The sequence below is a fragment of the Agrobacterium sp. 5Ca39 genome (genome assembly GCF_055382365.1).
The window spans coordinates 2,111,835-2,123,844 of the sequence record NZ_AP026437.1 but is presented as its reverse complement, the minus strand read 5'-3'; the positions used below and the strand labels follow the sequence as shown (position 1 = coordinate 2,123,844).

General features: G+C 59.8%; 10 protein-coding genes. 7 read left to right on the top strand and 3 right to left on the bottom strand.

The window, feature by feature from the left end; translation table 11 throughout:
* The gene (locus ACZ47E_RS23440) at positions 1-921 is read left to right on the top strand and encodes an efflux RND transporter periplasmic adaptor subunit (protein WP_034497688.1); all 921 of its coding nucleotides are present in this window, start codon (positions 1-3) and stop codon (positions 919-921) included.
* Positions 922-1,030: 109 nt separating this feature from the next.
* Complete coding sequence (locus ACZ47E_RS23435; RefSeq protein ID WP_022563181.1) at positions 1,031-1,891, top strand: alpha/beta fold hydrolase; 861 nt, start codon at positions 1,031-1,033, stop codon at positions 1,889-1,891.
* A 111-nt stretch (positions 1,892-2,002) separates the two neighbouring features.
* Here ACZ47E_RS23435 and ACZ47E_RS23430 read toward each other — a convergent pair whose 3' ends face one another.
* The 3 genes from ACZ47E_RS23430 to ACZ47E_RS23420 are packed head-to-tail and all read right to left on the bottom strand — an operon-like array spanning position 2,003 to position 5,576.
* A complete protein-coding gene (locus tag ACZ47E_RS23430; RefSeq protein ID WP_022563180.1) occupies positions 2,003-3,979 on the bottom strand; it encodes an iron ABC transporter permease in 1,977 nt (658 codons plus the stop codon).
* The gene (locus ACZ47E_RS23425) at positions 3,976-4,833 is read right to left on the bottom strand and encodes an ABC transporter ATP-binding protein (protein WP_022563179.1); all 858 of its coding nucleotides are present in this window, start codon (positions 4,831-4,833) and stop codon (positions 3,976-3,978) included. The genes ACZ47E_RS23430 and ACZ47E_RS23425 overlap by 4 nt, the downstream gene beginning before the upstream one ends.
* Positions 4,830-5,576: an AraC family transcriptional regulator gene (locus ACZ47E_RS23420; RefSeq protein WP_022563178.1), complete on the bottom strand. Its 747-nt coding sequence runs from the start codon at positions 5,574-5,576 to the stop codon at positions 4,830-4,832. The genes ACZ47E_RS23425 and ACZ47E_RS23420 overlap by 4 nt, the downstream gene beginning before the upstream one ends.
* Before the next feature lie 285 nt (positions 5,577-5,861).
* On the opposite strand from ACZ47E_RS23420, the gene ACZ47E_RS23415 reads away from it, so the two are divergent.
* The 5 genes from ACZ47E_RS23415 to ACZ47E_RS23395 all read left to right on the top strand — a co-directional run bounded on the left by ACZ47E_RS23415 (position 5,862) and on the right by ACZ47E_RS23395 (position 11,808).
* Positions 5,862-8,057, top strand: coding sequence for a TonB-dependent siderophore receptor (locus ACZ47E_RS23415; RefSeq protein ID WP_464017179.1), 2,196 nt, complete (start codon positions 5,862-5,864; stop codon positions 8,055-8,057).
* A 35-nt stretch (positions 8,058-8,092) separates the two neighbouring features.
* Positions 8,093-8,926: an ABC transporter substrate-binding protein gene (locus ACZ47E_RS23410; RefSeq protein ID WP_234704082.1), complete on the top strand. Its 834-nt coding sequence runs from the start codon at positions 8,093-8,095 to the stop codon at positions 8,924-8,926.
* A gap of 139 nt (positions 8,927-9,065) precedes the next feature.
* Positions 9,066-9,680, top strand: coding sequence for a siderophore-iron reductase FhuF (fhuF, locus tag ACZ47E_RS23405; protein WP_464017178.1), 615 nt, complete (start codon positions 9,066-9,068; stop codon positions 9,678-9,680).
* A 308-nt stretch (positions 9,681-9,988) separates the two neighbouring features.
* Complete coding sequence (locus ACZ47E_RS23400; RefSeq protein ID WP_022563174.1) at positions 9,989-10,450, top strand: DUF4126 family protein; 462 nt, start codon at positions 9,989-9,991, stop codon at positions 10,448-10,450.
* Positions 10,447-11,808, top strand: coding sequence for an FAD-containing oxidoreductase (locus tag ACZ47E_RS23395; protein WP_022563173.1), 1,362 nt, complete (start codon positions 10,447-10,449; stop codon positions 11,806-11,808). Before ACZ47E_RS23400 ends, ACZ47E_RS23395 begins: the two co-directional genes overlap by 4 nt.
* The last annotated feature ends 202 nt before the right edge of the window (positions 11,809-12,010 follow it).

Genomic DNA, 12,010 nt, shown 5'->3' with positions numbered 1-12,010 from the left:
ATGAAAAATCTGATGTTTACCGCGGGTCGAGTGCTTCTCACCTTCTCCATGACGGGATGCGCTGCGGTGCTGGGCTGGCACCTATGGTCTTTCTACATGGAGGCACCATGGACGCGTGATGCCCATGTCCGGGCGGATATCATCCGATTGGCACCAGATGTTTCCGGGCCTGTCGCCGAGGTTCTGGTGTCGGACAATGCACAGGTGGAGAAAGGAACGCCGCTGTTTCGCATCGAAACAGATCGCTTCGAGCTCGCGCTGCGCGAGGCAGAAGCGCAGGTTACAGCGACAAGGGCGGCGGCGGAGCTGGCGAAAACCGATTTCGAACGGTATCAACTGCTTGCATCAAAGGAGGCGGCAAGCCTCAAGGAGCGTCAGTACGCGGAAAGCCGGATGTATCAGGCAGAGGCCGCCTATCAATCTGCGCTGGTTGCCCGGGATCTGGCAAGGCTCAACCTGGAGCGCACAACGGTCAGGGCACCGGCATCCGGTGCAATCACCAACTTTTCCCTGCGCAGGGGTAACTATGTCGTTTCCGGCAACGCCGTGGGAGCCCTGGTGGAAGAAGAATCCGTCTATGTCGCAGGATATTTTGAAGAAACGAAGCTCCCCCGGATCCACATTGGCGATCCGGTAACGATCAGTATCATGGGCGAAGCTCAGTCGGTCACCGGACGTGTCGCAGGCATTGCCGCGGGCATTGAGGATCGGGAGCGAAGCGATAATGCGGGTTCTCTGGCAAGCGTCGCCCCGACATTCTCATGGGTCCGACTTGCCCAGAGAATCCCGGTGCGGATCGAGATCGATGACGCCCCAAAGACGGTTCGGCTCGTTGCGGGAAGGACCGCAACCGTTTCGATCGAGCAGAGGAGTAACCGGGTGGCACTTCGTCATCCGTTACCCTCCGCCATCACACCCTGATCGCTACCGAAGCAGAGTTTTGAGCGGACCCGCGGTTCCAAGCCACGGCAGGCCGAGATGGAACCGCTGGTGGCAGAGACCGTTCGTTCCATGATCCAAGGGGAGCGCGATGTTTGAAAATTTCAGGCTGGAAATGATCAATGTCCCGGAAACGACACTTCGGGTTCGCCATGGCGGCAAGGGCCCGCCGCTTCTTCTGCTTCACGGACATCCGAGAACACACACAACCTGGTACAAGGTGGCTCCCATTCTGGCCGAAAAGTTCACGGTTGTTTGCCCCGATCTGCGAGGTTTTGGCAAGTCTGGCAAGCCGTCCGACCCCTATGATCATGAGGCGTCGTCAAAGCGGGCCAAGGCTCGTGACTGTGTCGCGCTCATGGAACATCTCGGTTTCGACCGGTTCTTTCTGGCCGGCCACGACCGTGGAAGTTACACGGCATTTCGCACCGCGATGGACCACCCGGCAAGAGTTGAGAAGCTCGCGATCCTCGACGGTGTTCCGATCCTCGAAGCGCTGGAGCGATGCAATCTTCGCTTTGCACAGCAATGGTGGCACTGGTTCTTTTTTGCTCAACACGACAAACCCGAGCGGGCCATCCTTTCCGATCCCTTGGCATGGTATGGCGGGAGCGAGGCTTCGATGGGAAAAGAAAACTTCGCGGACTTCCGCTCGTCCGTCGAAGACCCCAGGACTGTTCAGGGCATGCTGGGTGATTATCGCGCGGGTATGCACATAGACCATCTCCACGATCTTGATGATCGAAATTGCGGAAGAAAGCTGACATGCCCACTTCATGTCCTTTGGTCGCTGCAGGACGATCTGGAAATGTTGTACGGAGATGTCCTGTCGGTATGGCAGCCCTGGTCAACCCTTCCCGTTTCGGGTCTGGGAATAGACAGCGGACATCACATGGCAGAAGAGGCTCCAGCGGAACTGGCGCATGAGCTCATCTCGTTTTTCACCGCATGAGGCTATCGATTTCGTCCGCCCCTTGCTGTGTAGGCGATGGGCGTTGTCGCCGGATTTTACCGCCCCGCAGTCGAACACCCGAGACCATAGAGTTGCACCTCTTCCATTCGATCAGGACCGCGACCTCAATCCGGAACGGAGCAGCAGCATAAAGGCGGGCGCACCTATAATTGCGGTGATGATGCCCGCCGGAAGTTCAAGTGGCGCTATAATGCTGCGACCGATCGTGTCGGCGAAAGCGAGCATCACAGCGCCGAGCGCCATCGCGACAGGAAGGCTTTTGGCATGGCGCGCTCCGGCAAGGAGCCGAGCCGCGTGGGGCGCGAGCAAGCCAACGAAACTGACGGCTCCGATGGAAGAAACGGCGATTGCCACCGCGACGGCGGCATAGAGCATCGCGTATTTGCTCGCATTTTCCGTCGCGAGGCCCAGTGAGCGGGCTTTTTCGTCCCCAAGCAAAAACGCATCAAGATGACGGCTGAACAACAGGCCGATGGCCGACAGGGCGAAGACCCATGGCATCAATACGACTGCGTCGGCGTAACCACGGGCGTGCGTGGAGCCGATGAGCCATGAAAGTGCCTGAGCCGTTTGCAGGCGAGCCTCCACGACGATGATCGTTGCGGCCGCGCCCAGGCTTGCTGCGATTGCGACACCGGCCAGAACGAATTTCTCGGGAGAATATTTTGGCGCCAGCAACCGGAGCAGCAAGAGCACGGTAATGGCCCCGACCAGAGCGACCGCCTGGAAAGTTGGCGTTGCGGGCGCAAATCCCAACAGGAGCGCGACGAGGCTAAACAGCGCTGCTCCCTGTGTAAGGCCCAGCGTCTCCGGCCCGCACAGCGGATTGCGCGCCACCGCCTGAAGGACGGTGCCGGCAGTAGCCAGCAATGCACCACAGCCAAGTGCCACAAGAAGGCGAGGCGCGCGCAGGTCGAGGTTTCCCGTCACCTCGGCAATCGTCAGTGAAAGTCCGTCGCCTGTCGCGAGACTTGCCGCGATGACTATCAGGCCCAAGGCGGCAAGTGCTGTCGCGGCAAGGGGCAGGGGCGGGGGCGCTATCCCTACGGGCAAGCCGATTCGGCGCTCTCCCCCGATCTTTGCCTTCCGGAGCAGGAGCAGCATGGCCGGTGCACCAAGGCAGGCAACCGTAACGCCTGTGGGTATGCTCGTGCCATTGCGCGCGAGGGACTGCGTGACGATATCTGCGAGGAGCAGGGTGTTTGCTCCCCAAACCATCGAAAGCGGCAGATGGCGATGATGCCGCATTATACCCAATGCGCGCAAAACATTCGGGACTGCAAGGCCGATGAAGCCAATCGGCCCTGCGAGGGTAACGGCGGCGCCGCAGAGAAGAACGCCGACGAGCAGACCGAAAAGTGTGACGGCCCGCGTCACCCCGAGACTAGCCGAGGCCTGATCTCCCAGTCCCAGCAAGTCAAGGGCGCGCGCCATCACCATCAGCATCAGGAAAGACAGGAGCACCAAGGGGATCGCCGTGGCGACCCTGGCCCATCCGGTCTGGTCCAGGATACCGGAGGACCAGAGCAACAGACCGGACGCCCGTTCGTCGGCGAGAAGCACGATGGCCGATGATATGGCGGAAAAACAAAGTGATACGGCGATACCCGAAAGAGCCAGCCGGCCGGGCGCGGCTTGAAAGCCGCCTGCCAGCGCGAGACATGCAGCTGCGCCGGCGAGACCGCCCGCGCTTGTCGCGATGATGGGTGGCAGAGCCAAGGGCAGCAACAAGGTTGATATGACTAGGAAAAGCTGCGCGCCGCTGGTAACGGACAGTATATCCGGAGCCGCCAAAGGGTTTCGCAAGACGGTCTGGAGAACCGAACCTGCCAGCGCGAGGGCGGCGCCAGTTGATATTGCTGCGACCATACGGGGCGCCCGGGTCGTTTCCAGAATTGCCTGCGCGAGTGTTTCCGGGGCTGTCGGAAAAAGAAACACGTCCCTCCAGCCGACCAGCCTGCTCCCCACTCTGAGTTCCAGCGCCGCCAGGAGCAGCAAAAGGATCACGCCAACGGGCCAGACAAGGGATGGAGCCAATCGATGAAGGGCGAGGCGAGACAAAGTCATGGTTGAGCCGAAGCCGGGCGGTTTTGCCGATTGCCGGTGCCGACCCAGTCGACCATGCAATAGGTTCGCCCGCTTCCGTCGGGATGTGGGACGAGATCGACGTGGCACTCAAAGGCCTGCCGCAGCAGGTCAGCCCGAAGCACCTTGTGTGTCGGCCCAGCCGCGAGAACCTCACCCTTCTGCATCAGGACGACGTCATCGGCGACATCCATAACCTGATTGAGATCGTGAAGCACCGCGATGATCGTGAGCCCTTCCTCCGAGTTGAGTTTGCGCAGGAGTGTCAGCAGCTCGGCCTGATGTCTGATGTCGAGAAAGCTCGTGGGTTCGTCAAGAAAGAGGACACGCGGTTCCTGCGCCAGAGCCATGGCCAGCCAGGCGCGCTGCCTTTCACCGCCGGAGAGGGTCGTGAGTTGACGCGCACGTAAGTCCTGGAGGCCGACGCGAAAGATGGCGCTTTCGATAATTCCGCGGTCCCGTGTCGACAGGCGTCCCAGCCAGGGGCGATGAGGATAACGGCCTTGTTCAACGAGTTCCTCGACGCTCAGACCGATCGGAACCTCCGGCGTCTGGCTCATGACGGCAACCTGACGGGCGACGGTGCGCCGTGACAAAGCGTTGAGTTGCTGCCCGGACAGGTGGACCTCGCCCTCCGTCGGTTGTTCGAGCCCGGCGAGGCATTTGAGCAGCGTGCTTTTCCCGGAACCGTTCGCGCCGCATATGACGGTAATACGGCCTTCGAATGCGATCGAATCGACCTGCCGAAGCGCTTGAGTCTGATCATAGATGACGCTGAGACCAATCGCCTGAGCGGCGATTGTCTGCGTCTTCTGTCTGCTTGCGAGCCCCGTCATCCGGCAGCCTCGCGCATGGCTTTGCGCAGAGAGGACAGGCTGCGATAACCGACGTCTGCGGCCGCCTCTTCCAGGCGCGCTCCCTCCGCCTGCCGGCGCATGACATGCGCCATGCGCAAGCGACGCCGCCATTCGGCGAAACTCATGCCCGTCTGGATTCGGAATTTCCGGGTCATGGTGCGCCGGCTCATGCCGAGATTGTCTGCCCAGCGGTCAATATCAAGATCGAGCGATGGGGTTTCGGAAAGATCCCGGCACAGCCGCTGCAATCGCCTGTCACTTGGCGTTGGAAGCGCAAACGGGCCTTCCTCCGCATTGGCAATTTCTTCGAGTATCAGAGCTGCCAGATGTCCGCCGCGCCCATTTTCGTCATAAAGAGTTGGTTCCTTCAGGAACGCTCCAACCGTGGCCGAAAGGAGCGTCGAGGTCGAGATGACACGTGGCGGCTCCCACGGCATGGCGATCCCCGGGTCCGGCTCGATATAGACCGACTGCATGGAAACCCGCCCGTGTGAATGGACGGCATGTGGTATCTCCGGCGTTATCAGCAAACCGTAACCACAGGGGATGATGAACGAGGTGTCGGGGGTGCGGGCGGTCATGAAGCCGTCGATGATCTGGAGCAATTGCCCTCGGCGATGGCTGTGCCAGCCAAAATCGACGCTTTGCTCGTAGGTCCGCGCCATGGCAGCGACAGGCCGCGGCACATTTTGAAGATCGGCTGCCCTTTGCGGCTGTTTCATCGTGTTTCCAGGCAATGGGATTCCTCACGGGGGCCTTGCCGCCGCATCCAACGGGAAGAGCCATAGTCGCGTCGCGTCCGTATTTCAAAAGGAAAAATTGGCCCGATGGAGCAGAATAATATCATCTAACAGGATCGGGCCACAAAATGGCCCGCAAGAGCTCGATTTTGACCTGACAATGCTGATAAAAAAAGTCTAGTTAAGCGGCCAAGCGTGCGGGAAAAGAAAATCACTGCGGACAGTCCGGAGTAGCCCTTACGCAGTATTCCTATCACAGGTCCTCGAATGCAGAACACCCACCTTCGCCTTCGCACATCAACCTGCCACTTCACCAGACAGCAGCTCCTGTTTCTGGTGTCAGGCGTTGCGTTGGGGGCGCTTGTCCTCCAGCCGGGAAGGGTTGAGGCGCAAGAGGCAAATGGGTCCACCGTGCTTGAGCCAATCGTCGTACAGGGAAAGACGGGCGCCAAAGGGGCGCGTGTCGAACAGCGTGGCTACGTTGCGACGCAATCGGCTTCGGCCACCAAGACGACGACGGCGATTGCCGAGACGCCGCAATCCGTCTCCGTGATTACCCGTGGCGCGATGACGGATCGAGCCGTGCAGACGGTGGCGGACAGCCTGCTCTATAGCGCGAACGTCAACGGCCAACGCTACGGTAACGACCCCCGTTCGGATTACTTCAGCATCCGCGGCTTTAGCGCCGATCTCTATCTCGACGGCTTGCGCGTGCCGCAGATTGCAAACCAGACCGGTGGCTATGCCGGCTTTCGAGTGGAACCCTACTTCCTTAATCGCGTGGAAGTGCTGCGCGGACCAAGTTCGGCGCTTTTTGGACAAACGAATGTCGGCGGCGTCGTCAACATGATCAGCAAGGATCCGTCAGAGACCGCTGGCGGAGAAGTCTACGCGCGCTTCGGAAGTTATAATCAGAAGGAAGCAGGGTTTGACGTCACGGGCCCTGTCGGTGCGGATTCAAATCTTACCTATCGCCTGGAAGGCATTATCCGCGACAGCGAAACAATGAACGATTTCGGCAAGAACGACCGTTTCGCCATCAGCCCGACAGTCAGGTGGTCGCCGGATGAAGATACCAGTCTCACGGTTTATGGCGCCTATATGAAGGATGACGCCGGCCAGGTGCCCTCGCTTATTCCAGCACTCGGGAGCATCTATTTCAATAGTCTCGGTTTGACGATACCGCGCAGCTTTTCGGACGGCGATCGCTCGTTGGCGATTTACGACAAGGAAACGGCCTATATTGGATATCGGCTCGAACACGCAATTAACGACGATCTCGTTCTACGCCAGAATTTCCGGTACTCATATCTGGACGTCAATTATCAAAACCTTTTCGGCAACGGCCTTTCCGCCAACCAGCGCACGCTTTCACGCCTCGTTTACAATGCGCAGCCAACGCTCAACGCCGTGGCGCTGGATACCAATCTTGAGTACAAGTTTGACAGTGGGCCAATCAGCCATACGCTTCTCGGCGGTATCGACGTGCAGTGGCAAAACCTTGTGAACAGGACAGGATCACGCAGTGGCCCCACACTCGACCTGTTCAATCCGGTCTACGGCATTGGCGTACAGCCGGCAGCACTGACGACACGTCTTGATCAGACGCAGCGTCAGGTCGGTTTTTATCTCCAGGATCAAATGGAACTCGGCGGGCTTCGACTGACGGTTGGCGGCCGCCAGGACCATGTCAGCAACGATTCCGACAGCACCACGCTTGCCAGCGGTCTTACCACCCGATACCGGCAGGACGATAGAGCCTTCACCGGCAGGGTCGGTGCCGCTTATGTCCTTGATAACGGCCTTGTGCCCTACGCGCTTTATTCCACGTCCTTCTCCCCGGTGCTGACATTGGCGCCAACGCCGCTGAAGCCAACCAAGGGCGAGCTGAAGGAAATCGGCGTGAAATTTGCGCCACAGGGCGAGGACTTCAGCCTTACTCTTTCCGGCTTCGAGGCGACGCAGCAGAATGTCGTCAACCGTGTTGCAGGCGTTTATTACCAGACTGACGAGGTGCGCGTCCGCGGGATCGAACTGGAGGCCAACGCCACCCTTTGGGACAGTCTCAATGTTACTGCGGCGGCGAGCTGGCAGGATCCTGTGGTAACCGAGAGCCAGACGCCCACCCAGATCGGGAAAATGCCGTATACCGTTCCAAAGCAGCAGCAGTCGCTGTTCGTGAGTTATGATCTGCCGATGCCGGACAGCTGGAACGGCAAGCTGACAGTCGGTGGTGGTGTCCGACGCATCGGCAAGACTGCCGGGGATACCGCGAACTCACTCTTCGTTCCCGGTTATACGCTGGTCGATGCCTTTGCCCGTTACGAACATGATCGCTATTCGTTCCAGCTCAACGGCTACAATCTCGGAGACAAGACCTACGTCGCCGGTTGCAACACCACCACGCAGTGCTATTACGGGCAGGGTTTGACCGTTGTCGGAACAGTGAGCGTGAAGTGGTAGCGGGTATAGGCAGACGATCGTTCTTGAGTGGCGCGGTGGCTTTGATCGCGGCGCCAGGGTCGCTTGCCGCCTCAGGAACCTCACGCCTGGTCACGCTGGATTGGACTGCTACCGAGATTGCGCTTTCCCTTGGGATATCGCCGGCTGGATGCGCGGAAATCTCCGGGTACAGAACATGGGTCGATGTCGCAAATGAAGGCCTCTCCGATGCCGTCGACGTCGGACGACGACAGCAGCCCAGCCTCGAGGCAGTCCGCAAACTTCAGCCTGACCTCATCTTGACGTCGCGGTATCGGCACGCGTCCATCGCTCATGCGCTCGGTGAGATCGCTCCGGTTCATCTGATCGATGATCAGGAAAATGGCGGTGACATGCTGGCGAGCGTCTGTCAGAGCGCCCGTCAGGCGGGCGCAGCGCTTTCGCGATCGGATGACGTCGCAAGGCTCCTCGGACGTTTTGATGATGAGATCGAAAACCTGAAATCGCGCCATGCCGGGCAGGTGGCAGGCCGCAAGCTGGTCGTGGCGCAACCGTTGCCGGGCGTTCCGCGGTTGCGCGTCTTTGCGCCCAACGCCGCAATTTCCGGCCTTCTCAGGAAGATCGGCTTTGCCGATGGCATTGAAATGTCAGCGCAACCTTTCGGTTTTACGACAATCGATCTTGAAGGACTTGCCTCCCTTGGAAGCGACAGCACCTTGTTCATCCTTGGCGAGACCGTTCCGGCTGATCTTCTCAATGCTTCGCTCTGGCCCATGTTGCCGGTCGTAGCGCAAGGAAATGTCCGTTTGACCGGCATGCCATCCTGGCCATTCGGTTCCACGGCCTCACTGCAGCATCTGGCTCGCCAGATTGTCACCCGGCTCGTTTAGGCTGCGGGAGCGTATGCGAAGGTCGGAGGTTCTTGGCGAATTGCTGCGGCAGTCGGCACATTCGCAGTGGCGGGATTGCTTCCGGCGCAGGCGGCCCACTGATCTGGCTTTCACTGAATTGCTGGAGCCCGATTGTCTTTTGGCTGTCCTCAACAGTTACGGTCGCCGCCACGGGGCGAACGCGGCCATTGCCGCCGTTGCCGGGGAGTGGTCAAAGCGGTACTTCGCAAGGGTGATGAGACCGATTGCCACCGCAGCCATGTTACTGGATTGGCGGGTAACTCTGACGCCGGCGGACTTGAGCATCGAAATAAGCGGTGAAGGGGAGGTCGTTTCGCTCGGCCTGACTGATTTCGGCCACCCGGTCCGAGCGAAGTCCGCAGAGGACCGTTTTGATTTTCTGATCAGGGGCAATATCGAAGCAGTTATCCGAGCTGTGTCCGAGGTGAGCGGGCTGTCTCGCAACGTCCTTTGGTCAAATGCGGGCAACCTATTCGAAGGTATCGCCCGCGGTTACGCCGTGGATAATGATTGCCCTGGTGCAGGCGTCGTGGATGCACTGGCATTGCTTGAACTGCCTCAGATGGCAGATGGCTCACGTAACCCGCTTTTCAGACCTATCCTTTACCCTGAAAGCGATGGCCAGCCGGAGCGGCTCCGCCGCGTCTGTTGTATCCGATATCTGATCGACGGACTGGATTACTGCAAGACGTGCCCGTGCCCGGGGCGGCACTGTTCTTCGGGAAAAAATTAAGGGCCTGCCGAAAGCAGATAGCGTGCCCCCTTTCAACAAATTTGCAGGACCTCAAACAACCGAAACGACGGGGCGCTGGCTCACGGCACCACGCAGCGGCCCTGTCGACCAAACTGGCGCGCCATGGTACGGTTGCGATCTGTCCGGTAGGTAACGGCAAGTTGAGGATCAATCCGGGACGCCGTCGCGGCCGATCTTCCGGCTTTCCTTCGGACGTGTCGACCGAGGACGGCCCAGACGGGCAAGGGAACTGTCAACTGCGCATCAGCCGGGCGCCGCGGCATGCCGATTTAGCTTAGGGGATCTGAATGCTCATTCTTCTCGCAATGCTGATAGGGCTTGTCGCCGGTCTGCGCACCATGACTGCCCCGGCCGCAGTCTCCTGGGGCGCTTATCTCGGGTGGTTCGATATTTCTCCAAGCGTTCTCTCCTTCATGGGCTCGCTCTGGGCTGCGGCGATTTCGTCTGTGCTTGCCATCGTGGAACTGATTGCCGACCAGCTTCCCGGCACGCCCTCACGCAAGGTACCCGTTCAATTCGGAGCAAGGGTTATAATGGGCGCTCTCAGCGCTGCGACGGTCGCCGCAACTGCAGGAATGGTGGTTCCCGGGCTTCTCGCGGGGGTCATCGGCGCTGTCGTCGGAACCTTCGGCGGTGCATCCGGCCGCGCTTATCTCGCCAGGCATTTCGGCCGCGACCTTCCCGCCGCCCTGATCGAGGATGCGGTAGCCATCCTGCTCGCGCTGATCGTCGTGGTGTCCGTGTCATGAGGGAGTATGACGCGATCTTCATCGGGGCCGGTCAGGCCGGACCATTCCTTGCCGCCCGCATGGCGGCGATGGGCCGCAAGGTGGTCCTGATCGAACGCAAATATCTTGGCGGCACCTGTGTCAACGCCGGGTGCATGCCGACCAAGGCATTGGTCGCCAGCGCCAAGACCGCGGAGGTTGCGCGGCGCGCATCCGAATTCGGCGTCACCATCAGCGGTGAGCCGATAGTGAACATGCCGGCCGTAGCGGCCCGCGCCAGGAAGGTGACCCTTGATGCGAGAAACGGTTTGGCATCCTGGTTTGACAGTCTCGAGACGATGGATGTGATCCACGGCCAGGCCAAATTCGTCGGTGCGAAGGCCGTGTCCGTGGACGGGACAGACTATACTGCGCCGCAGATTTTTATAAATGTCGGCGCGCGGCCACACATCCCCGACATTCCTGGCCTTGAGGACGTGCCATACCTCACGAGCACGTCGGTGATCGCGCTCGAGAAATTGCCGAAACATCTGATTGTTCTTGGTGGCAGTTACATCGGACTGGAATTCGCCCAGATGTATCGGCGCTTCGGCGCCGAGGTTACGGTCATTGAGCGTGGGCAGCAACTGGCGCCCAGGGAGGATACCGATATCTCGCAAGCCATTGCGGAGATTCTGAGTAGGGATGGCATCGAGGTTCTTTTGAACCGCAGACTCCTGTCCTTCACCAAGGAAGATGTGGGCGTCGTCGTGCGGACCGATCAGGGCGAAGTCAGTGGGAGCCATGTCCTGGTCGCCCTCGGACGGCGGCCGAACACCGATGATCTCGGTCTCGATCTTGCTGGCATCGAGGCTGATCAACGCGGCTTCATCACGGTGGATGAGCGCTTGCAGACCACCGCAGAAGGCATTTGGGCCCTTGGTGACTGCAACGGGCGAGGCGCATTCACGCATACGTCCTACAATGATTTCGAGATCGTCGCGGCGAACCTCCTTGATGGCGGCAACCGAAAAGTGTCAGACCGCACCCTCGGTTACGGCCTCTACATTGATCCGCCGCTCGGACGCGTTGGCATGACGGAGCGTCAGGCGAAGGAGGCCGGTCACCGGATCAAGGTCTCGACCCGACCGATGAGCCGCGTCGGCCGGGCCGTTGAGAAAGGTGAAACGCTTGGCCTCATGAAACTCGTCGCCGACGCCGAAACCGACCGGATACTCGGTGCCGCTTTCCTGGGGGTCGGAGGTGACGAGGCGGTCTATGGGGTGCTCGACGCCATCAACCTGGGGGCCACAACTGAAGAACTGCGCTGGGCGGTGCCAATCCATCCAACGGTCGGAGAGCTGGTGCCGACACTGATTGGCGACCTCAGGGAAACCTGACATCCAGCCGGCCCGGCGAGGAGCGCAAAGGCTTTTCCGGATCGATGAGGCGACTGTCGCTCGTTTCGTTGGTTCAACGTCGGCCTTACGCTCCACACGTGTCCGGCTGAGCTGCTCACTCGATTTCGGGAATGGCTTCTGCAGTATCCATAAACCGCAATCAGGAGCTGATATTTTCAGAAATAGCGATTTCTTTGCAACT